The following is a 23,034-nucleotide window of genomic DNA, read 5'->3' as shown; positions in this document are numbered from 1 at the left end:
CTGGAATTAGCTTCAAAAAAAATATACACAAAACAAAAAAGAGACAGCTTTCGCAATCTCTTTTTTATATAATGTAAATTAAAAGCTTACTCTAAAGCTCCTAAATAACGCTCTGCATCTAAAGCTGCCATACAACCTGTTCCCGCTGCTGTAACCGCTTGCCTGTATTCTTTATCTTGAATATCACCGGCGGCAAAAACTCCTGGTAAATTTGTTTTGGTAGATTTCCCTTTGGTGATTAAATAACCTACTTCATCCATATCTAAAACACCTTTAAATAAATCTGAATTTGGTTTATGACCAATGGCAATAAAAGCACCTGTAATAGCAATATCGTGTTTCTCTTTTGTTTGATTATTTACAAGGCGAGCACCTTCTACAACAGATTCACCTAAAACCTCATCTAATTCCGTATTGTATAAAACTTCAATATTTCCCGTTTTATTAACGCGATGTTGCATTGCTTTTGAAGCACGCATGTGATCTTTACGTACCAACATAGTAACTTTATTACAGATATTAGCTAAATAAGTAGCTTCTTCTGCTGCGGTATCTCCTGCTCCAACAACAATTACATCTTGTCCTTTATAGAAAAATCCATCGCAAGTTGCACAAGCAGAAACTCCACCTCCAATTAAACGTTGTTCACTTTCTAAACCTAAATATTTTGCGGTTGCACCTGTTGAAATTATCACTGTTTCTGCTTCTAATTCTTTAGACTCATCAACAATTACTTTATGAATTCCGCCAACTTTGTCGCTTAACTCAACTTTAGTAACCAATCCAAAACGAACTTCGGTACCAAAACGTTCTGCTTGTTTCTGTAAATCATTCATCATCGCAGTTCCATCTGTACCGTTTGGATATCCTGGATAATTATCAACTTCTGTAGTTGTTGTTAATTGACCTCCCATTTGCATTCCTGTATACATAACAGGCTTCATATCTGCTCTTGCAGCATAAATTGCTGCAGTATAACCTGCAGGTCCAGAACCTATAATTAAGCATTTTATTCTTTCTATTGTATCTGACATATTCGAGTTCTTATTTTAAACGATTACAAATGTAATTTTTTTTACCTTTTAAAAGATTTATTGTGAATATCTTTTGACAATTAGACGATAAGAAAAAGTAATCTTACACTTAATAATTTAAACCAAAAATAGTTTGTAAAGTTAATAAAAGATGTATCTTTGCAGTCCGAAATTTATATTTTTCGGGGTGTAGCGTAGCCCGGTCATCGCGCCTCGTTTGGGACGAGGAGGTCGCAGGTTCGAATCCTGCCACCCCGACTTAAAATCCAGCTTTTTTAAGCTGGATTTTTCATGTAATTTAACATGTAAGTTATTTTTCTGGTATAAAAATTTGCTTTTTAACTAAACATTTTTATATTTACGTGTTAAATCTTTCAACTTACCAACTTTAAATTGAAAGTAAAATTATTAAAAAAAGAATCTATGAAATTGATAGACAAAGCTTTAGAGTTTGAAAATAGAAAATTTAGTTTCCCTACAACTAGTGATAGAATACTAGCATCTAGAGAGGTAAAAGACCTAATTTTAAGCTTAAATGAAGTTTACAAAGAAACTAAGGACGCAGAAATAATGGATATTATGAAACGTTTAACAGTTATTAAACAACGTATTGAAAAACGACTAAAAGGAAAACCTTTAACGTCATAAAAATATGAAAGAAAATATATCTATTTACGATATAAAAATTAAAAGTCTGCAAGGTAAACTTGTAGACTTTTCTGTTTTTAAAGGAAAAAACATACTTTTTGTAAATGTTGCTTCTAAATGCGGATTTACACCACAGTACAAGGCACTACAAGAATTAAATGATACTTACAGTGATTTAGTGGTTGTTGGCGTTCCGTGCAATCAGTTTGGACAACAAGAAAAAGGTACCTCAGAAGAAATAGAAGAATTTTGCGAAGTAAATTACGGTGTTACTTTTTTAATTACTGAAAAGATTGATGTAAAAGGAGACAATCAACATCCTTTATATTCTTGGTTAACCTCTAAAGAATTAAATGGTAAAAAGAATTCTACCGTAAAATGGAATTTTCAGAAATACCTTGTAAACAAAAACGGTGAGTTAGTTGATTATTGGTATTCTTTAACTAAACCTGATAGCAAAAAAATTGTTAAACATTTTCTTTAAACTACTACTCTATTATTTTTTTGCTAACTTTAAATCTGAAATTTTTAAATTTAATTAAGTTATGAATACACAGGAAGTAGCAAACAAATGGTTAGAAATGTGCCAACAAGGAAAAAATTTAGAATGTGTTTCTGAATTATACGCAGACAATATAGTTAGTAAAGAAATGCCAGGTTACCCAGCTGGAGAATTAGTTTCTGGAAAGCAAAATGTTTGGAACAAAAGTAAAGAATGGCTAGACAATATAGCCGAATTTCATTCTAATGAAATTTCAGAACCAATAGTAGCAGGAAATCATTTTTCTTCTAAAATGACTTTTGACATAACTTTTAAAGATAGAGGAAGACAACAAATGGAAGAAGTTTGCGTTTTTGAAGTACATAATGGTAAAATTGCTAGTGAGCAATTTTTCTATTCAATGTAAAATAATTTATTTTTCTTTTATAAAAGCACTGATTGTTGTTAGTGCTTTTTATATTATATTTTAGTTCTCTAAAAACAGAACTAAAAAAACTTCATATATTTGCATTAGAATTTTTAAAGATGTTATCAGAAAAACAAAAAGACCTTATTGAAAGCTTTGGAGTAATCCAAGAACAAATGGGCTTAACACCAGCTGCAGCTAGAGTTAATGCTTTACTTACAATTTCTGAGGAATTACATTTAAGTTTTGATCAAATAAAAGAAGCATTACACCTAAGTAAAAGTGCAACTAGCAATGCAATAAACATGCTTTTAACACTTAATAGAATAGGTTATAAAACAAAACCTGGAGACAGAAAAAGATATTTTTATTCTAAGCTAGACCAATGGAAAGAGTTATTTAAAAAAGATATGCAAGGCTTAAACCATTATAGAGATATACTGTCTGAAATAATTAAAAACAGATCTACTAAAAATGAAGATTTTAACAATCAATTAAAAGATTTAAATGAATTTATGGAATACTTTATAAGAGAAAGTATTAAACTGATTGATAACTGGAAAAAATAAGCCTTTTTTTTTAAACCAACTTAGTTCTTTTAATTCAGAACCAAACACACTACAAGAAATCCTAGTAAAATATTCTAATAAACATGATTGATTTTTTAAAACAACATTCCCTTCAAATAACTTGGCTGCTTGGAATATTAATTCCAGCAGTCTTTTTATATCTATTTATTGACAAGGGCTCAAAAAAACTAATAAATAAAGCCTCAGCAAAAGGTTATGAAGACTTCTCTTTTATTGTTTTAATAAGACGAATATTAAAAATATTTATCATCCTTTTTGTCTTATTATTTTTAGCCTATTTTTTTGTTGAAAAATCTAATTATGCTTTTATAACTGACAATATTAAAACAATTGCATGGTTGGCGTTTGTTTCAGTATTTACAATAATATCTATTAAATTTTCTAATACAATCTTTAATAGAACTATAAAAAAGAAAATTAAAGAAAAAGAAAATCCAACTTAATATAAATTCTTAAAATATGTAAGTACATTTTCAATACTAATAATAGGTATTGCATTGGCAGCTTATATATTCCCTACTCTTAGAGGTTTAGCACAAACCGCAGTTGGTGGCGCTGGTATTTTAGCCGTAATAATTGGTGTTGCATCTCAAGAAGCACTTGCTAATTTAGTTGGTGGTTTTTTTATCATCATTTTTAAACCTTTTCAAGTACATGATGTTATCAAAATAAGTAATGAAATGGTAGGTGAAGTTACAGATATCACTTTAAGACATACTGTTATAAGGAATTATGAAAACAAAATGATTGTTATTCCAAACGCAATTATTAACAAAGAAAAAGTAATTAATTACAATCTTGGTGAATTAAAATGTTGCCAATGGGTAGAAATTGGAATTTCTTATGATAGCGATATAAGTCTTGCAAAACATATTATTAGAGAAGAATGTGAATCTCACCCAAATTTAATTGACAACAGAAGCGAGTTAGATAAATATAATAATGTTAAAAAAGTAATTATAAGAGTAATAAGTCTTGGCGACTCTGCCGTAACAATAAGAGCTTGGGCTTGGGCGGCAGATTTTCCATCTGCATTTGTATTAAAATGCGATGTTTATGAATCTATAAAAAATCGATTTGATAAAGAAGGAATTGAAATTCCTTTTCCTCACAGAACACTGGTTTTTAAAAATAAAAATGAACAAGAAATTTAAACAAAAAAGAACAACAAACATGACACGATTAATAATATTCATTACTTTTATATCTATTTCTACATTCTCCTTTTCACAAAAAAAGAATAACGAGTTTAAAAAAGAGGCCGATAGCATTATTAGAGCAGAATTTCCAAGAGCTAGAACTTTTAATATTGAATACGAAAATGCTTTTGCAAGAGATTTTGATTCAAAGTTATTTGATGAAAATTTTCAAACAGGTACTATTGAGAACCAGAAAAGAATAAATTTTTCTGCAAATATTCCCTTTTATAAATACAAAAAATGGACATTTACTGCTTCGGCTAATTATGCTTATCATCAATTTGATTTCAAAAATATAGAAAACGTTTCTACTACTGCTGCTTTTAATCAAAATGAAACAGCAGATTTTCATCAAATTTCTGGAGCAATTAGCACAACGCTTTTTTCTAGCCTTTTTAAAAAACCATTAATTTACAACGCCAGTTTAATTATTGATGGAAATGAAAAAGGATTAGAACGAATAAAAGGATTAATTGGCGCTTCAATAATTTTAAAAAGAACAGCAAACACAACTATTACAACTGGTTTAATAGTTTTTGTAGATCCAACAGCACAAATTCCGTTTTTTCCAACATTTTCTTACAATCATAAATTTAAAAACTCTGATTGGGAGTTCGATTTTATCTTACCACAACGAATTCTATTTAGAAAACCAATTGCTACAAAAGGACGTTTATCAGTAGGTGCAGAATTTGGCGGAAATGGATTTTACGTAAATGTTGATGCTCCTAATTTTCCTTCCGTTTTTGAATATAGTCAACTCGAATTAAAAAGCGGCTTAACCTATGAACATAAAATAACCGACAATGTAATTGCAACATTTAAAGGTGGTTTAGTTAATTACATTAGTAATAGATTAACTGAAAAAGGAGAGCCAAATAAAGATTACATATATGAAAACGATCAAGATATGACTGGTTATTTTAATGTAGGAATCTCATTTAATCCGTTCAGTAAAAAATAATAAAATTTGTAGTCCCCTTTTGTTTCAGGTCCCCTTTTTAAAAAACCGTCTCGTATTTCGAGACGGTTTTGCATTATTATAGTTTTACGAAAACAAAACTAATCTTGATTTTATTTTAAAAATTACTACCTTGCTATTATACTTATGATACAATTTATACTTAATAATAAAACAATAAAAACTTCAGAGAAAACTGGAGTTACTCTGCTCGATTTTATTCGAGAAAACCAACAGTTAAAAGGCACAAAAATTGGTTGTCGCGAAGGAGATTGTGGCGCTTGTACCGTTTTGGTTGGCGAGTTAAACAATGATAAAATTAACTACCAAAGTATTACTTCTTGCATTTCACCGTTAGGTAACGCACACGGTAAACATATTGTAACTATTGAAGGAATTAATCTTCCAAAAAAATTGAATAGTGCGCAAGAAGCAATGAGCAATAATTACGCAACACAATGTGGTTTTTGTACTCCAGGCTTTGTGGTTTCTATGACTGGTTTTGCTTTAGAAAACGATAAAAACAAAACTTGTAATAATGCTGTTAGCGGAAACATTTGTAGATGTACAGGTTATAAATCCATTGAAAAAGCAGGTTTTGAAATTGAAGAAAAACTACTTCAAAAAGATGAAAATAATAAAATAGCTTGGTTGATACAAGAAGGTTTCATTCCTAATTATTTTGAAGAGATTCCATCGAAACTACAAATGTTCCTAGATGTCACTTCGAGCGCAGTCGAGAAGTCTTTAAAAGGAACAAAAGTGGCAAACGGAACTGACTTATATGTTCGTTATGCAGATGATTTATCAGAGGAAAACGTTCAGCTAATTTCAGCACAAAAAGACCTAAAAAACATTATTTTTTCTAACGGAATTTGCTCAATAGGCGCAAATGCAACCGTTACAAACATGGATGAAAGTTTGCAATTAAAAACACTTTTCCCAAAACTAAAGCAATTTTTAAAACTAGTTTCTTCTGAACAGATTAGAAACATGGGAACTCTTGGCGGAAACTTTGTAAATGCATCACCAATTGGAGATATGTCTATTTTCTTTTTGGCATTAAATTCAATACTTACAATTCAAGATAAAAACGGATTAGAAAGAACAATCCCGTTTCAAGAATTTCATCAAAACTATAAAAAATACGATTTACAAGAAGACGAAATTTTAACTTCAATTTCTTTTCCTGTTCCTACAAAAAATACTTTTTTCAATTTTGAAAAAGTAAGTAAACGAACACATTTAGATATTGCTAGCGTAAATTCCGCAGGAAGCATAACTATTGAAAAGAACACCGTTACCGACGCACATTTTTCCGTTGGTGGTGTTGCGGCAATTCCAAAATACTTATATAAAACAGGTGCCTTTTTAGTCGGAAAAGAAATAAACAACAAAACTATTAAAGAGGCTGAGGCTATTTTACAATCAGAAATCGCTCCTATTAGTGATGTTCGTGGAACTTCAGCATACAAAAGGTTACTTGCAAAACAATTATTCTTTGCGCATTTTATTGAGTTATTTCCTACTAAAGTTGAACTTCAAAAATTAATCGCCTAATGAAAACAATGAAAAACATAGACAGTTTTACACATGTTCGTGGCGAATCTCTTTTTGTAGATGATGTAATTACAAGAAAAGATACTTTATACGGCTTGGTTTTTGACTCGCCAAAAGCACACGGAAAAATAAAATGGGTAGATTACACAAAAGCGGAAGCGCTTGAAGGTGTTGAGAAAATATTTACATATAAAGATATTGTAGGCGAAAATCAAATTGGAGGAATTCTTCCTGACGAACCACTTTGGGCGGAAGATGAAGTCCATTTTTGGGGACAACCTATTGCTTTTATCGTTGCAGAAAGTGAAGCTATTGCTAAAAAAGCACGTAAATTAATTAGCATAGAAATTGAAGAATTACCTGTAATTACAACAGCAAAAGAAGCAAAAGAAAAAGGTAGTTTTATTAATGCTCCTCGTTCTTTTTCACTCGGAAATTCAACGGAAGCATTTAAAAATTGTGAACACGTTTTTGAAGGAGAAACTTTTTCTAACGGGCAGGAACATTTGTATTTAGAAACACAAGGTTGCTATGCAATTCCACAAGAAAATGGTAATATAAAACTGATTTCTTCTACGCAAGGACCAACAGCTGTTCAAAAAATAGCAGCACGTGTTTTAGGCGTTTCTATGCATAAAATTGAAGTTGATGTAACAAGACTTGGAGGCGGTTTTGGCGGCAAAGAAGATCAAGCAACACCTTGGGCAGTTATGGCCGCAGTTGCTACGAAACATTTAAACAAACCTGTAAAATATATACTAAATCGTCATGATGATTTACGAATGACAGGGAAACGTCATCCCTATTCTTCATTCTATAAAATAGGCTTAACAAAAGACTTAAAAATTAAAGCTTTTGAAGTTGAGTTCCTACAAAATTCTGGAGCTGCCGCAGATTTATCTCCAGCAATTGCAGAACGAACTTTGTTCCACGCAACCAACAGTTATTTTGTTCCCAATGTGGCAACAACCGTTTACAGTTGCAAAACAAATTTACCGCCAAACACAGCGTTTAGAGGTTTTGGTGGTCCACAAGGAATGTTTGTTATAGAAAGTGCCATTGCTGCTGTTGCAGATAAATTAAACATCAATAGACGCTTAATTCAAGAAGCAAATCTGTTTGATGAAAAAGATACATTCTCTTTCGGGCAAGTTGCAACTGAAGTACAAGCAAAAAAGGCTTGGTTTTCTGCAAAAGAGAAATTTGAACTAGAGAAATTAGAGTTTGAAATTGAAGCTTTTAACAAAGAAAATCAATTGTATAAAAAAGGAATTTCGTTGATGCCAATTGCATTCGGAATTTCATTTACCAACACACCAATGAATCATGCGAGAGCATTAATTCATATTTATCAAGACGGAAGTGTTGGCGTTTCTACTGGCGCTGTGGAAATGGGTCAAAGTGTAAATACCAAAATGTTGCAAGTTGCCCAAGATATTTTAGGAATTACTGCCAATAAAGTAAAATTAGAAACAACCAACACAACCAGAGTTGCAAATACCTCGCCAACTGCGGCAAGTTCTACGGCAGATTTAAACGGAAAAGCGGTAGAAATGGCATGTAATTCTTTAATTGAAAGATTAACAAAAGTAGCTGCTACGATGCTTTCATCCGAAGAAAAAAATATTTCTTTTAAAGATGATTTTGTTTTTCAGAATGATAAAAAAACAACACTTTCTTGGGAAGATGTAGTTGCGCAAGCAATGTTAGAAAGAGTTGCACTTACGGAAAACGCGCATTACGCAACGCCAATTATTCATTTTGATAAGAGCAAAGAAAAAGGACATCCTTTTGCGTATCATGTATATGGAACTGCAATAACAACGGTTACTGTAGATTGTTTACGTGGAATTTATGAAATTGATAGCGTAAAAATTGTGCACGATTTTGGAAAATCTATGAACTTAGGTATTGATGTTGGTCAAGTTGAAGGTGCTTTGGCGCAAGGAATTGGTTGGATGACCATGGAAGAAATTTCGTATAATGCTGATGGCAAATTATTATCGAATGCGTTATCTACGTATAAAGTCCCAGACATATTTTCTGCACCAAAAACCATTGAGACAATTCCGTTAGAAACGGAAGGAAACGACTTGGCAATTAAAAAATCTAAAGCTGTTGGAGAACCTCCTTTAATGTATGGAATTGGAACTTATTTCGCTATTCAACAAGCGGTAAAGGAATTCAACCCTAATTATACATTGAAATTTCATGCACCATTTACACCCGAAAAAGTGTTAATAGCTTTATACGAGAAGCCGAATAATTAGCATTTAAAATTACAATCCTATCCAACTACAACTCACAAAACAAAACGTATTAAAAGGCGCTATAATCTATAGCGCTGGAGATACTATTGCCGCTATTTTACTAAACGAATTCTCTATTTATAGATTATTAGGAATGATATTAGTTGGCGCAACTATTTATGCTCTTGAAATTCCGAATTATTTTGCTTGGATTGATAAAAAAACGGTACAACTTTCTGGAATTAAACAAACATTATCAAAAACTGGATTGGCAATTGCGTATTTTAATCCACTGTGGATTTTTAGGCATTTGGCTTTTATAAAACTATTTTCAGGTAATTTTTATGATATCAATTTCAATTTATTAGAAATAGCCTGTTTGTCTTTTTTAGTGAATATTCCGATTTCTTTTATTGCAAATTTTTTAATTCAGAATAAAATAAAACTCAATTGGCGTTTTCTTACAAGTGCTGTTTTCTCTGCAATAATGGCTATTTATTACGCATTAAGTGAAACAATTTTTCAATGATTTTCTGGCAACACATACTAAATAAACTCAAAGACAATCAAAAAATATATGTTTTAACCGTTATTGAAAACCACGGAAGTTCGCCTGGTAGAAAAGGGTTTAAAATGTTGGTTGCACAAGACGGATTTATATTTGGCTCCATTGGTGGCGGCGTTATGGAATTTTCTCTGGTTGAAGAAGCGCAACGTTTATTAACAGAAGAAAAATCGCCAACATTTATAAAGAAACAAATACATAAAGGAAATATAAAAGACGGCTCTGGTATGATTTGTTCTGGTGAACAAACCGTAGCTTTTCACTGTTTAGACAACAAGCACATTTCCGTTGTTAGAGATATTTTAAATTGCCTTAAAAATGGCGAAAAAAGAACATTAAGGTTAACACCCAATTCTTTTGATTTATCCCATAAAATTTTAGAAAACCGATTTGATTACCAAATAACCTCAACTACAAATTGGTTTTTTGAAGAACACATTGGTTCTAAAGAAACCTTGTACATTGTTGGTGGCGGACATGTTGGTGTTGCTGTTTCTGAACTGTTTATAAAACTTGGTTTTTACGTAGTTGTTTTTGATAATAGAAAAAACTTAAACACGTTAAAAAACAACACGTTTGCTAATAAAAAAATGGTTATTAACTATGAAAAAATAAACAACTACATTACAAAAGGAAACACAAGTTATGTTGCCATAATGACCAACAAATACACAGATGATAAATTAGTTTTAAGTAAACTTCTTAAAAACGATTATAAATTTTTAGGCGTTTTAGGCAGCAAAGCAAAACTAAAAACCATGTGGGAAGTTTTACTAAAAGAAGGTTTTACACAAGAAGAATTAAACACGATTTACGCACCAATTGGAATCTCTATAAAAAGTGAAACCGTTGAAGAAATTGCAGTTAGTATTGCTGCACAGATTATACAGATTAAAAATTATGGCAAATAGTTTTGTTTGTTTCTAGACCCATTATTAAGTAACTTCGCTAACGCTGAATATATAATATTAAAAATTAGTATATTTTTTTTTACATTGTGTTTCATTAAAAACGTCTAATAATCTTAAGAATGATTATGCAAAATAGAACCAAGTATTTAAAACTCCCTTTTCAGTTTGACACAGAAAAACTTGTCCATGATTTATCATTAATTTTTGATAAAAAATGGGTTTCACACTTTAACACTACGGGATATACTGGAGATTGGAAGGTGATTTCACTTTATGCCGTTGATGGAAATGAATCTAATATTTTTGCGCTTTCAAATTCTAATTCAATTATATCGGAAACATTAATACTTAAAAAATGTCACTATTTTAAAGAGGTTATTGACTCTTTTAAGTTGCCAATACTTACTGCTCGTATTTTGCGACTAGGTGTTGATGCTGAAATTAAACCACACAGAGATCATAAGTTAGGGTATGAGGATGGAAATTTTCGATTACACATACCAATCATTACAAATTCTGATGTCCAATTTCTTCTAGATGGTACAGAATTAAAAATGCTAGCCGGAGAATGCTGGTACACGAATGTTAATTACGTACATAGTGTTAAGAATTCAGGTACCGTAGATCGAGTTCATTTAGTTATTGATTTTGAGAGAAATGAATGGTCAGATAAATTGTTTTTCTCATTGGCGCCTGAAGAAAGTTTCCTGCCAATACCTAAAGAAAAAGATTCTCCAGAAACCATTAAACGAATAATTGAAGAATTAAAACGCAGTAATGAACCCATCGCTGAACAATTAATTAAAGAATTACTACAAAAACAACAGAAAGCCTAAAAAACTTTAAAAATGCTTCTCCATAACCTCAAACCTAATTTCCCTATAATCAGAAATCACTTTTTGAGCTAAGGTATAATCTTGTGCTTTTGAGTGTTCACTTTTATAGGCTACACAGTAAATTCCTGCATCGTAAGCCGCTTTTATTCCGTTTGTAGAATCTTCAATTACAATACATTCTTCTCTCTTAAAACCAGCTATTTCCGCCGCTTTTATAAAAATTTCTGGGTGTGGTTTAGATGCTTTTAAATCGGCTCCGCTAATTTTTCCTTTAAAATACTGATTCAAATCAAACTTATTAAAAACATTATTAATGGTAACCATAGAAGCAGAAGACGCTAATACTAAGGTAATTCCGTTGTTATAATAATTTTTAATTAAATCTAAAACGCCATCTAACAATTGTAAATCGTTGGTATCAGAAAAAAAGAGCTCTTTAAAAAAGGCTCTTTTATAGGCTACCAATTCCTTAGCTTCTAAGGTTAAATTAAATTTCTTTACTAAATCCTTACAAATATCAATTGTAGATTGACCTGTGTAAGAATTGTACAATTCTTGAGAAACGACAATCTCTACTTTTTTAAACATTAAAAAATAGGCTTGTTTGTGTAAAGGTTCTGTATCTACAATTACACCGTCCATATCAAAAAGCACTGCTTTAAAAGCCATCTGTTTAAATTTATATTGAAGCAGTAAAAATAGTTATTTGAGATGATTTAATACTATTTTCCTTCACACTGTTTTAAAACTTGTTCAGCTCTTTCAACACCAAATCTAGGGTAAAATGCTTCTGTAACTTTTTCTACTTTACCAAGCTCTATTGCTCGTTTAATATCTTTACAATAAGGTTCTAAAGATTGACCAAAGAAACGCGCAGTTCCCATTCCCCATTCCGCTTTTCCTAAAAGAACTCTTGGGTTGTTTGGCGCAATCTCTAATGCTTTTGCATACAATTGATTATTCTTTCCAGATAAAGTCATTCCATATTTTTGACCATCAAAAGCAATATATCCTAAATTTAAGAATGCTTGCGTAATTATAATTTCAGGATTATTTTCTGAAATTGATTTTGCTTCATCTAAAAACCCTTGTGCTTTATTCAATTTAGCAGTTAGTTTTGCTTCATCTTTTAATCCGAAGCTTCCTAAAATCTCTACAGTTGCTGCGTAATAAGATGGCAACCAATTGTCTTTTTCTGCTTTTGAAATTCGCTCAAAAAGTTGAGATGCTTCATCCATTTTTCCTGCTTCCCACATTGCAAATGCTTTTTCCATTCCTTTTTCATATTGACCTTGTGCAGTAATTGTTCCTGTAAAAATTAGTGCTAATACTGTTACTATAATAATACGTTTCATATTGTTGTTTTTTAATTGATAATTCAAATATCTACTCTTTTTCATCCTTAAAAATATAATTCTAACCGAACTGTCGTTTTAAGTTTCTGAATCGTAAATTAACCTACAAATTCTTTAATTGATTGTCTTTTTTGTTATCACTAATTGTCCAAAATAAACCTACAAAAAAGAATCTATCAGCGGAAGGAACAATTGCCTGACGCTCAAAAGAACCGCTCATATTTGGTGTATCTTTATAATTATAGCCAAACACATTTTGTGTACCTAAAACATTGTTTACTGAGAAATACAGTATTTTTTGTTGACTTAATAAATACGCCCAATTTAAACTTACAGAATTGTAATTCTTAGTTTCTTGATTTAAAAATCCTGTTTTATTCGGGTTGGTATAATTTCTCCCAGAAGCAAAACTGTAACTTACACCAACTTGACTTTTCCAGTCTTCCATCCAATATTTACCAACGATTGATAAATTGTGTTGCGACGCAAAATTAGGTCTTGCTTTTACTGGATAATTTCTATAATCTCGTTTTGTATCTAAATAAGAATACGAAACCCAATATTCTAAATTCTTAATGTTCTTTCCATCTCTCCAAAAAACATCAACTCCTTTTGCAAATCCATTTCCGTTATTCGAAAAATTAGTATTTGGATCTACAAAATCGGTATCATATTTAACCAAGTCTTTGTAATCTTTATAATAGGCTTCCACTCTAAAAATTTGATTATTTTTTACATATTGATAATTAGCAATAATATGCGAAGTATTTTCAGCTTCAAAATTGTCACTAAACTTTAAATATTCACTTTTCGGATTTTGATAAAAACGTCCATAAGCCAATGAAAATTGAGAATTTTCCCCTGATTTATAAGCCAATGAAGCTCTTGGAGAAACGGTAAACTGATTTAATAAATCTGAATTTTCTACACGAACTCCAATTTTAGAAGCTAACTTTTTGGAGAAGAAAATATCAGTTTCAGCAAAAGCACCAAAGATGTTGTTATCGAATCCGTAGTTAAAGTTTCCTGCCGTATTTCCAATAAAATTCTCATCAAAATCTGTTGTAAAATACTCTGCGCCAAAGTTAAGTTTGAATCTATTTGAAAATCGATTTTTCAACTTCACTTTTACATGCATCGAGTTTTCATCATTCTTAACAGCATCTTCAATTATTGCAATGTCAGAATTATCGTTTGTAAAACTTGCACCACCAGAAATTGTCCAATCGTTTCCAAGTCTTGACTTGTATGAAGTATTAAAATATAGATTTCTGTTTTTTAATCCAAAGTGCAAACCATCATCAAAATTAATATCATCTTGTAAGATATCAAAATCACTGTAACTAAACGCTCCGTATAATTTTAACATGCTATCATTGTCAAATTTATATCTATAAACCATTTCTCCGCTAAATGATTGATACGGTTTATTCCACTTATTTCTATCCGGAAACAACTCTAAATAAGGTTGTAAATTAATATAAGACATATTAACACTTAACGAACTTTTGCCCCAAATCTGGGTGTTTCCAACTCCTAAACCAACTGTCATAAAAGATAAATCGGTTTTTTCTTCAACTGGTTCGTCAATTGTATTTAATAACAAAACACTTGACAAAGCTTGTCCGTATTCTGCAGAATAACCTCCAGTTGAAAAAGTAATTCCTTTAAACAAGAATGGCGAATAACGACCTCTAGTGGGCATGTTATTGGTTGTTGGCGTGTATGGTGTAAAAACACGAATTCCGTCTATAAAAATTTGCGTTTCTTCCGCTTCTCCTCCACGCACAAAAAGTCGACCGTCTTCTGCAACTGTAGATGTTCCTGGAAGTGTTTGCAAGGCGCCAACAAAATCGCCCAAAGCACTTGCTGTTGTTACCACATCTAATGGTTTTAAAGCCGTAACTTTTGCGTTATCTCCAGCTTCAAAAGTTCCTGCATTTATAGTTACTGCGTCTAAGGTATTTACATCTTCTCTTAATTTTATTTGTAAATTTTTCAGTTTAGAAACATCCGATGTTTTAGTGAAGTTTTCAAATGAAATAAAAGAAACAACTAATGTTTTTACTCCTTTTTCTGATGTTGAAAAAGAAAAATTCCCATTTTCATCAGATGAAGTTCCATCGTAAGTACCGTCTAAGTAGATATTTGCACCTAAAATTCCGATTCCTTTATTATCGGTAACTTTTCCTGAAATTGTTGTTTGTGCAATTAATGAAAATTGACAGATAGTGAATAAAATAAATAGTATACGTTTCATCAGTTTGAGTTTTTGATGATACAAAGATGTGGCGTTATCAGTTTTTAAAATAAAAACAAATACCGAGTTGTAATTTTTAAATGATGAATTGTAATAAGTAATTCTAAATTAAACCTGATTACAAAATTAGGTTAATTGATGGTTTCTTTTTGAAGATAGAAGAATACCAATCCACTTGCAAAATAAACAATAACATCTATAAAGTCTTTGGTATATCTTGCTAAATATTTTGGAAAAACATACTCAAACAAAACGCTATATAGTAAACAAACGTATAAAATTATTGGTAAGCTCAACCTGTAGTTTTTATCATTTTTAGACCATTTTAAAACTCTTAAACAGCTATATAAAACTATAGGAATGATTAAAAAATCGTTCACATAAAAACGAATAATTCTTGGTAAAGGAATTGAAAAGTATTGCAGAAAATAAATTAAGGTTCCAGCAAATAATGAAAAGAGAAAATAATATAAAAGTGTTTTTTTCATTTTACCCAGCTGCAACCATTGCTATAAACCAAGCTAAACCTGCTCCAATTAAACTAACAACTGTTATTACTGAATATAAAATCCAACCAAAAATTCTATACAACAAAAATGGATGTGCTTTTAGTCTTTTAGCAAAACCTGGGTTTTCCATTTCATGAATTACCTCATCAATATGCTTTTGTTCTACAGCTATTTTTTTGAGCTCTCTTTTCTTTTTATCAGAAATAAGTGTATCACAGTTTTTACAATATTCTCTATCTGTGTTAAAGACACCACAGTTTGGACATTTAATATTTCTTGTGACTTTCATAGTAATTTACTCTTTAAAACTATGTTTATTCTTGTTTTTATAAGGACGAATAATTAGACGCGTTTCTCTATCAAAACGAATGTAATTATACACCCAATTCATAAAAACAATTGCTTTATTTCTAAATCCTATTAAAGAAAACAAGTGTACAAACATCCAAACAAACCAAGCGAAAACTCCTTGAAATTTCCATTTTGGTAAATCTACAACGGCTTTATTTCTACCAATTGTAGCCATTGAACCTTTGTCGTTATATTCAAATTCTTTTAGACTTTCCCCATTTAAACCTAAGAGAATGTTTTTAGCTAATAATCTTCCTTGCTGAATGGCAGGTTGTGCCATCATTGGATGACCATACGGATATTTTTCAGATTTCATACAAGCAACATCTCCAATAGCATAGACGTTTTTGTAACCTATAACGCTGTTAAATTCATCTACTTTAAATCTATTTGCACGTTCAATTAAACATTCGTTTTGCAAACCAGAAACCGATTCACCTTTAACTCCAGCAGCCCAAATTACAGTTTCTGCTCTAAAATGATCTTCGCCATTTGTGGTTACCTTTTTCCCATCATAATCTAAAACACGAAGATTTTTCCAAACATCTACACCTAACTTTACAAGAAAATCTTCTGCTTTCTCTGAGGCTTTATCACTCATTCCTTTTAAGATTTCACCAGAACTTTGTATCAAATTAATTTTCATTAATCGAATATCTAAATCCGGATAATCTTTTGGTAAAATTCCTTTTTTCATTTCTGCCAAAGCACCAGCCAACTCTACTCCAGTTGGCCCTCCTCCAACAATAACAAAGTTCATTAAGGCTTTACGTTCTTCTAAATCTGAAGTTAACAATGCTTCTTCAAAGTTTTCTAAAATTAAGCTTCTAATATTTAAAGATTGCGGAATTGATTTCATTTCCATTGCAAAGTTTTCTACATTTTTATTTCCGAAGAAATTAGTTGTAGAACCTGTTGCGATAATTAAATGATCGTATTCTAAGCTACCAATTGTAGTTTCAATTTCGTTTTTTTCTGAATTAACATTCGTTACTTCTGCAAGGCGGAAATAGTAATTTTCCACATCATTAAAACGTTTCCTTAATGGAAAAGCAATAGAATCTGGTTCCAAACCTCCTGTGGCAACTTGATATAATAAAGGTTGAAATGTGTGGTAATTATGTTTATCAATTAAAACAACTTGTAATTCTTGTTTTTCAAGTCCTTTTGCAGCAGCTAAACCTGCAAATCCACCTCCAATAATTACAACTCTTGGAAAACTAGTTTGTGGTATGTTCATCTCGGGTTTCTAGACTTTTAGATTGTTAAAATTTCAGATTGCAAATTTACGGAAAATGAATTTATTGATTGAAATAAAAAAGGTTTGAATTTTATAGACTTCTCGATACAAAATTCTTGAAAAAAGAATTTTACTCGAAGTGACAGTATATTTATTAGGAAGATTATACACACTGTCACTTCGAGTGATTTTGATTTTTATCAAAATTGTATCGAGAAGTTTTTGTGTGCAATTAATTAAATCCTTTTTTAACTTCTTGTAAAGTTTTATTTGAACTGATAAACTCTGAAATAACTTTAAACTGTAATTCTTTAATTTCTAAATCGAAATATTGCGCCCATTTATCATCTTTAAGTAAATGATTAATCTGTTTTATTCTTTTTTGAGCTTCAGAATATGTAAATAAATAATTTGTAGTATTTGCTGTTTTAGTTTGAATTTTTACTGTTTTTTGCTCAAAATTAACTTCAATAAAAAAGATTTTATCTGCTGAATTTACTGGATAAAAAGCATTCCATTTAGCAAAACCAACAACAATCTCTTGGTTTTTATATTTCTCTTCAGTTATTAATTTCCATCTGCAATTAGCTACTCTTCCCCAATGATTCGATTTTCTATAAACACCTTCATCTGTATAAAAATACAAACTCTCTGATTTACTTTTATAGCTGGTATTTTCTGGAAACTGAAAATCATCCACTTGTGTAAATTCGCAAAAAGTATGTTTAAAGAAATTGGTTTTGTTATAGGTTTTCAAAAGAAAATAGATTGAATTAAAAAACGCAACCAAATTAATGATTGCGTTTTTGTTTATGATAAATAATTAAAAAATTATTTTACTTCTTCGAAGTCTACATCTTCAACATTGTCTCCTTGATCTGCTGCACTTGCTGCTTCTGGTTGACCTTGTTGTGCTCCTGCTCCTGCTGCTTGTTCTGCTGCATACATTTCTTCAGATGCTACTTTCCAAGCTTCGTTAATCTTTTCCATTGCAGCATCAATTTGTGCAATATCTTTAGCTTCATGAGCTGCTTTTAATTCAACTAATGCTGCTTCAATTGGACCTTTTTTATCATCAGATAATTTTTCTCCAAATTCTTTCAATTGCTTTTCAGTTTGAAAGATCATTCCGTCTGCACCATTAATTTTTTCAGCAGTTTCTTTTGCAGCTTTATCTGCTTCTGCATTTGCTTCTGCATCTTGTCTCATTTTTTCGATTTCAGCATCAGATAAACCTGAAGAAGCTTCAATTCTAATTTCGTGAGATTTGTTTGTTCCTTTATCTAATGCAGAAACTTTAATAATTCCGTTTGCATCAATATCAAAAGTTACTTCAATTTGTGGAACTCCTCTTTGCGCTGGTGGTAAACCGTCTAAGTGGAAACGACCAATTGTATTGTTATCTGCAGCCATTGCTCTTTCACCTTGTAAAACGTGAATTTCTACTGATGGTTGGTTGTCTACTGCTGTAGAAAACACTTGCGATTTCTTTGTAGGAATTGTTGTGTTTGCATCAATTAACTTTGTGAAAACATTCCCCATAGTTTCAATACCTAAAGATAATGGCGTTACGTCTAATAATAAAACGTCTTTTACCTCTCCAGTTAAAACTCCTCCTTGAATTGCTGCTCCTAAAGAAACAACCTCATCTGGATTTACACCTTTACTTGGTGATTTTCCGAAAAACTTTTGAACCGCTTCTTGTACAGCAGGAATACGAGTTGAACCACCAACTAAGATAATTTCATCTATCTCAGAAATTGATAAGTCTGCATTTTTTAATGCTGTTTGACAAGGTTCAATTGTTCTTTTTACTAAATCGTCAATTAACTGCTCAAATTTTGCTCTACTTAACGTACGAACTAAGTGTTTTGGCCCGCTTGCTGTAGCTGTAATATAAGGTAAGTTAATTTCTGTAGACGTTGTAGAAGATAATTCAATCTTCGCTTTTTCAGCAGCTTCCTTTAAACGTTGTAAAGACATTGGATCTTTACGTAAGTCCATTGCTTCTTCTGCTTTAAACTCTTCAGCTAACCAGTTAATAATTTTTTCATCTACATCATCTCCACCTAAATGCGTATCTCCATCAGTTGCTAAAACCTCAAAAACTCCGTCTCCTAATTCTAAGATAGAAACATCATGTGTTCCTCCTCCAAAATCAAAAACAACAATTTTCTTATCTTCATCTGCTTTATCTAAACCGTATGCTAATGCAGCTGCAGTTGGTTCGTTTATAATTCTTCTTACTTTTAAACCTGCAATTTCACCTGCTTCTTTTGTAGCTTGTCTTTGAGCATCGTTAAAGTATGCTGGCACAGTAATTACTGCTTCTGCAACTGAAGTTCCTAAATAATCTTCAGCAGTTTTTTTCATTTTCTGTAATACCATTGCAGAAATTTCTTGAGGCGTATATAAACGTCCGTCAATATCTACACGTGGCGTGTCATTATCTCCTTTAACAACTTTATAAGGAACTCTTCCTGCTTCTTTAGAAGATTCAGAAAATTTATTCCCCATAAAACGTTTAATAGAATAAACTGTTTTTGTTGGGTTAGTAACTGCTTGACGTTTTGCTGGATCTCCAATTTTACGTTCTCCACCTTCTACGAAAGCAACTACAGATGGTGTAGTTCTTTTTCCTTCTGAATTAGGAATTACAACTGGCTCATTACCTTCCATTACAGAGACACAAGAGTTTGTTGTTCCTAAATCTATTCCAATAATTTTACTCATAATTATATGTATTAATTTTTAATTCAATTTTACGAGTAATCAATAGGCAAAGTGTGTGCCAATAGCTTTTAAAAGGGTTTTTGGCAGAAATGTTAAAAAATAAATAGGAATTAAATGACATGATGTCATAAAAAGAAGCTAATCCAATCCTTTTTGATAGGCTTCATACACCAAACCAATATTTACAAAAGTGTTTTGTAATGCTTGTAATGTACTTGTATGGTCTTTAAAAACGGCTTCAACGATGCCTTCTTCTTTTTGCGGAATAGGTTTACCTGTAAAATCTGTATGCATTAAAAACCAAAAGGTTTCTTTTAGCTTGGCTTTGTTATTTTTATAAAATATATGATATGTAGCTGTTAAAAAAGAATCTATTTTTAAGTTAAAAACGCTACATTCTTCTTCTATCTCTCTAATTGCTGTAGTTTCAATTTCCTCTCCTTCTTCTACACGTCCTTTTGGCAAATCCCATTTATTACCTCTATAAATAAATAAAATTTCTTTGTTTTGGTTAAAAACCAATCCGCCAGCAGCTTTAACTACCTTAAAATTTTCTCTGAAATTACGCCAAGCTTGTTCTAAATTATTTGTGATTAGGTAAACTCCTTTTATGTTTTCAGTTTTAAATCGATAAATAATTTCATCAATAATTACCTCATCAAAAAAATAGGTAAGAAATTTTTTATCCTTTTGTGAAGAATCTGTAATAATTATAGGCTTATCATTTACAAAAACTTTATACATTTGCAGCACTATGAGTTTAAACAAAGATACATCAAAAAAAACTGCTGAATTATTACTGCAAGTTAAAGCAATAAAGCTAAGTCCTAATGAACCATTTACTTGGGCGTCTGGCTGGAAATCTCCAATTTATTGTGATAATAGAGTAACATTATCTTACCCTCCTGTTAGAAACTTTTTAAAAGAAGAAATTGCTAAAATAGTAGAACTAAAACATGGAAAACCAGATGTAATTGCTGGTGTTGCAACAGGTGCAATAGCTATTGGAATTTTAGTTGCACAAGAATTAGGTGTTCCTTTTATTTATGTTAGGCCAGAGCCAAAAAAACATGGAAGAAAAAACCAAATTGAAGGACATTTAGAACGTGGTCAAAATGTTGTTGTAATTGAAGATTTAATAAGCACAGGAAAAAGTAGTTTAAATGCTGTAAAAGCACTTAAAGAATGTGACGCCAATGTAAAAGGAATGGTTGCTATTTTCTCTTACGGATTTGATATTGCTACAGAAAATTTTAAAGAAGCAAACGTAGAACTAACTACACTTAGTAATTACGAGTTTTTATTGGAGCAAGCTCTAGACAGTAAATACATAAACGCTGAAGAATTAAGAACATTGGAAGATTGGAGAGTTAATCCAAGTAAATGGAAACAATAGTTTGGCAACATTTTTGAAATAAAGCAAATCATAACACTTAAAACAAAAAAAATGAACATCAAAGGAAATACAGTAGCGGTAAAGAAATCTCAAAAAGAAATGTTTGAATTTTTAACTGATTTGCAAAATTTTGAACAACTAATGCCAGAAAGCATTCAAAAGTTCGAAGTTGATGGAGATTCATTTATTTTTGGATTAAAAGGAATGCCAGAAATTAGGTTAGTTTTAAAAGACACCACGGAATATTCTAACATTACTTTAGGTGCAGCAAGTAGTAAATTAGATTTTGAACTAGTTGCAGATATTGAAGAAATTGACGACAATTCTAGCAAAGTTACTTTAGATTTTAACGGTAAGTTTAATATGATGATGGCAATGATGGTAAAAAAACCATTAACAAGCTTTATTGAAACATTAACTGACAATTTAGATAAATTATAAAATAAATTTTTAGGCTTCCACTACGTGGGAATAATAATTTAAGCGAAAAACTGACAAATAACTTTGTCAGTTTTTTTTTATAAAAATTTTATTTCTTTTAAACCAAAATCTTTCACCAATTCATCTTCTAACTCAACCTGTAATTTTCCTTCTAAAGAAACACCTACTATTTTACCCATAAATAAGTGTTGGTTAATTTCATCCCTAAACATTGAAGGCTTATTAAACTTGTATAAAGAACTCAAGTAGTCCCTTTCCAACAGAGCGAAGTTCTTCTGTGCTAAATTTCTAATCTGATTTTTTAAGTTAACAACAATCTTTTCTAACAATTTATCTAAATCAAAATTGGTTTGTTTAATTATTTTCAAGGAAATTGCATCTGGCAATTCATTAAAAATAAGTTGATTCACATTTAAGCCAATTCCAATTACTGAAGAATTAATTTTATCCTTTTTAAGTTGATTTTCTATTAAAATACCACACAACTTCTTATTATCTGACAGAATGTCGTTAGGCCATTTTATAGTTAACTTAGGTAAATCTAAAGATTCTAGGGTGTTAAAAACTGCCGAACTTACAGCAAAATTTAAATATTTTTGATGTATAATCTTTAAATCATTAAAAGAAACAAAAACACTGAATGTCAGATTATTAAAAGGTTCAGATTGCCATTTTTGTTGTACTTGACCACGTCCTAAAGTTTGTTCATCTGTAAGAACTACTGTAAAGTTATCTAACCGTGTTTCTTTGCTTAATTCTTTTAAAAAAGAATTGGTAGATGTAGTGGTATGAAGTTTGATTAATTTCAAGTGTAAAATAGACTGTTAAATAAAGACTAAACTAGTGTAATATTACACAAAAAACTAACAAAAAAACAGTAAATTTGCACTAAACTTAAAATTTCTGAATGACTAAAAAGCAAGTAAGTACAGACGAGTTAATCTCCGCTATAATTAAAGGAATTGATGATGTAAAGGGAGAAGATATTCAACTTTTAGACTTAAGAGAAATAGAAAATACTGTTTGCGATTACTTTATAATTTGCAGCGGTACTTCAAATACACAGGTAAATGCCATTTCTGGTTCTGTGCAAAAAGGTGTAAGTAAAGAACTTAAAGACAAACCTTGGCACATTGAAGGACAAACAAATTCTGAATGGGTATTAATGGATTATGTAAACGTTGTTGTTCACATTTTCCAAAAACAAGTACGTGAGTTTTACGACATAGAAAGTTTATGGGGTGATGCAAAAATCACTAAGATAAAATCTGTGTAAAACTTAATTTTT

Annotated in this window: 26 protein-coding genes and 1 tRNA gene; 16 read left to right on the top strand and 11 right to left on the bottom strand. The window is 31.0% G+C overall.

What is annotated here, in order from left to right:
- Positions 1-86: 86 nt before the first annotated feature.
- Positions 87-1,034: a thioredoxin-disulfide reductase gene (trxB, locus tag LPB136_RS00760; RefSeq protein ID WP_072554305.1), complete on the bottom strand. Its 948-nt coding sequence runs from the start codon at positions 1,032-1,034 to the stop codon at positions 87-89.
- A 183-nt stretch (positions 1,035-1,217) separates the two neighbouring features.
- Here trxB and LPB136_RS00755 point away from each other — a divergent pair.
- The 13 genes from LPB136_RS00755 to LPB136_RS00700 all read left to right on the top strand — a co-directional run bounded on the left by LPB136_RS00755 (position 1,218) and on the right by LPB136_RS00700 (position 11,461).
- Positions 1,218-1,292 (top strand) — tRNA-Pro (locus tag LPB136_RS00755).
- 165 nt (positions 1,293-1,457) lie between these two features.
- Entirely contained in the window at positions 1,458-1,682 is a 225-nt protein-coding gene (locus tag LPB136_RS00750; RefSeq protein WP_072556863.1) for a hypothetical protein, read from the top strand.
- A gap of 4 nt (positions 1,683-1,686) precedes the next feature.
- Complete coding sequence (locus LPB136_RS00745) at positions 1,687-2,166, top strand: glutathione peroxidase (protein ID WP_072554304.1); 480 nt, start codon at positions 1,687-1,689, stop codon at positions 2,164-2,166.
- Between the two features lie 61 nt (positions 2,167-2,227).
- Positions 2,228-2,590, top strand: coding sequence for a nuclear transport factor 2 family protein (locus LPB136_RS00740; RefSeq protein WP_072554303.1), 363 nt, complete (start codon positions 2,228-2,230; stop codon positions 2,588-2,590).
- Positions 2,591-2,709: 119 nt separating this feature from the next.
- On the top strand, positions 2,710-3,159 hold the full coding sequence (locus LPB136_RS00735) for a GbsR/MarR family transcriptional regulator (protein WP_072554302.1): 450 nt from the start codon (positions 2,710-2,712) through the stop codon (positions 3,157-3,159).
- An 83-nt stretch (positions 3,160-3,242) separates the two neighbouring features.
- The gene (locus tag LPB136_RS14105) at positions 3,243-3,623 is read left to right on the top strand and encodes a hypothetical protein (protein WP_237267407.1); all 381 of its coding nucleotides are present in this window, start codon (positions 3,243-3,245) and stop codon (positions 3,621-3,623) included.
- Positions 3,624-3,677: 54 nt separating this feature from the next.
- Positions 3,678-4,334, top strand: coding sequence for a mechanosensitive ion channel family protein (locus tag LPB136_RS14100; protein WP_237267406.1), 657 nt, complete (start codon positions 3,678-3,680; stop codon positions 4,332-4,334).
- Positions 4,318-5,343 (top strand): hypothetical protein, encoded by a 1,026-nt coding sequence (locus LPB136_RS00725; protein WP_237267405.1) that lies wholly within the window; start codon positions 4,318-4,320, stop codon positions 5,341-5,343. Before LPB136_RS14100 ends, LPB136_RS00725 begins: the two co-directional genes overlap by 17 nt.
- A 144-nt stretch (positions 5,344-5,487) precedes the next feature.
- Entirely contained in the window at positions 5,488-6,900 is a 1,413-nt protein-coding gene (locus LPB136_RS00720; RefSeq protein ID WP_072554301.1) for an FAD binding domain-containing protein, read from the top strand.
- Positions 6,900-9,170, top strand: coding sequence for a xanthine dehydrogenase molybdopterin binding subunit (locus LPB136_RS00715; protein ID WP_204218351.1), 2,271 nt, complete (start codon positions 6,900-6,902; stop codon positions 9,168-9,170). Before LPB136_RS00720 ends, LPB136_RS00715 begins: the two co-directional genes overlap by 1 nt.
- 133 nt (positions 9,171-9,303) lie before the next feature.
- Positions 9,304-9,678 (top strand): hypothetical protein, encoded by a 375-nt coding sequence (locus LPB136_RS00710; protein ID WP_204218344.1) that lies wholly within the window; start codon positions 9,304-9,306, stop codon positions 9,676-9,678.
- Positions 9,675-10,625 (top strand): XdhC family protein, encoded by a 951-nt coding sequence (locus LPB136_RS00705; protein ID WP_072554299.1) that lies wholly within the window; start codon positions 9,675-9,677, stop codon positions 10,623-10,625. Before LPB136_RS00710 ends, LPB136_RS00705 begins: the two co-directional genes overlap by 4 nt.
- Positions 10,626-10,750: 125 nt before the next feature.
- A complete protein-coding gene (locus LPB136_RS00700) occupies positions 10,751-11,461 on the top strand; it encodes an aspartyl/asparaginyl beta-hydroxylase domain-containing protein (RefSeq protein WP_072556860.1) in 711 nt (236 codons plus the stop codon).
- A 6-nt stretch (positions 11,462-11,467) separates the two neighbouring features.
- On the opposite strand, the gene LPB136_RS00695 is transcribed toward LPB136_RS00700, so the two are convergent.
- The 9 genes from LPB136_RS00695 to LPB136_RS00655 all read right to left on the bottom strand — a co-directional run bounded on the left by LPB136_RS00695 (position 11,468) and on the right by LPB136_RS00655 (position 20,653).
- Positions 11,468-12,130, bottom strand: coding sequence for an HAD family hydrolase (locus LPB136_RS00695; RefSeq protein ID WP_072554298.1), 663 nt, complete (start codon positions 12,128-12,130; stop codon positions 11,468-11,470).
- Between the two features lie 53 nt (positions 12,131-12,183).
- Complete coding sequence (locus LPB136_RS00690) at positions 12,184-12,816, bottom strand: tetratricopeptide repeat protein (RefSeq protein WP_072554297.1); 633 nt, start codon at positions 12,814-12,816, stop codon at positions 12,184-12,186.
- Between the two features lie 103 nt (positions 12,817-12,919).
- Complete coding sequence (locus LPB136_RS00685; protein ID WP_072554296.1) at positions 12,920-15,076, bottom strand: TonB-dependent receptor; 2,157 nt, start codon at positions 15,074-15,076, stop codon at positions 12,920-12,922.
- A 131-nt stretch (positions 15,077-15,207) separates the two neighbouring features.
- The gene (locus LPB136_RS00680; RefSeq protein ID WP_072554295.1) at positions 15,208-15,564 is read right to left on the bottom strand and encodes a hypothetical protein; all 357 of its coding nucleotides are present in this window, start codon (positions 15,562-15,564) and stop codon (positions 15,208-15,210) included.
- Between the two features lies 1 nt (position 15,565).
- The gene (locus tag LPB136_RS00675; protein ID WP_072554294.1) at positions 15,566-15,874 is read right to left on the bottom strand and encodes a hypothetical protein; all 309 of its coding nucleotides are present in this window, start codon (positions 15,872-15,874) and stop codon (positions 15,566-15,568) included.
- A 6-nt stretch (positions 15,875-15,880) separates the two neighbouring features.
- On the bottom strand, positions 15,881-17,176 hold the full coding sequence (locus LPB136_RS00670) for an NAD(P)/FAD-dependent oxidoreductase (RefSeq protein ID WP_072554293.1): 1,296 nt from the start codon (positions 17,174-17,176) through the stop codon (positions 15,881-15,883).
- Between the two features lie 232 nt (positions 17,177-17,408).
- Positions 17,409-17,933, bottom strand: coding sequence for a hypothetical protein (locus LPB136_RS00665; RefSeq protein WP_072556859.1), 525 nt, complete (start codon positions 17,931-17,933; stop codon positions 17,409-17,411).
- 74 nt (positions 17,934-18,007) lie between these two features.
- Positions 18,008-19,909, bottom strand: coding sequence for a molecular chaperone DnaK (dnaK, locus tag LPB136_RS00660; protein WP_072554292.1), 1,902 nt, complete (start codon positions 19,907-19,909; stop codon positions 18,008-18,010).
- Between the two features lie 138 nt (positions 19,910-20,047).
- Entirely contained in the window at positions 20,048-20,653 is a 606-nt protein-coding gene (locus tag LPB136_RS00655; RefSeq protein WP_237267404.1) for an NUDIX hydrolase, read from the bottom strand.
- Between the two features lie 10 nt (positions 20,654-20,663).
- Here LPB136_RS00655 and pyrE point away from each other — a divergent pair, with 10 nt between their 5' ends.
- Positions 20,664-21,305: an orotate phosphoribosyltransferase gene (gene pyrE, locus LPB136_RS00650; RefSeq protein WP_072554291.1), complete on the top strand. Its 642-nt coding sequence runs from the start codon at positions 20,664-20,666 to the stop codon at positions 21,303-21,305.
- A gap of 51 nt (positions 21,306-21,356) precedes the next feature.
- On the top strand, positions 21,357-21,746 hold the full coding sequence (locus LPB136_RS00645; RefSeq protein WP_072554290.1) for an SRPBCC domain-containing protein: 390 nt from the start codon (positions 21,357-21,359) through the stop codon (positions 21,744-21,746).
- Positions 21,747-21,823: 77 nt separating this feature from the next.
- Here the strand turns inward: LPB136_RS00645 and LPB136_RS00640 are convergent, their stop codons facing one another.
- Positions 21,824-22,555 (bottom strand): biotin--[acetyl-CoA-carboxylase] ligase, encoded by a 732-nt coding sequence (locus LPB136_RS00640; RefSeq protein ID WP_072554289.1) that lies wholly within the window; start codon positions 22,553-22,555, stop codon positions 21,824-21,826.
- A gap of 98 nt (positions 22,556-22,653) precedes the next feature.
- Here LPB136_RS00640 and rsfS point away from each other — a divergent pair, with 98 nt between their 5' ends.
- Complete coding sequence (gene rsfS, locus LPB136_RS00635; protein WP_072554288.1) at positions 22,654-23,022, top strand: ribosome silencing factor; 369 nt, start codon at positions 22,654-22,656, stop codon at positions 23,020-23,022.
- Positions 23,023-23,034 lie beyond the last annotated feature (12 nt).

Source organism: Tenacibaculum todarodis (assembly GCF_001889045.1).
Classification (GTDB): Bacteria; Bacteroidota; Bacteroidia; order Flavobacteriales; family Flavobacteriaceae; genus Polaribacter; species Polaribacter todarodis.
This window is presented reverse-complemented; position numbering and strand designations above follow the sequence as displayed.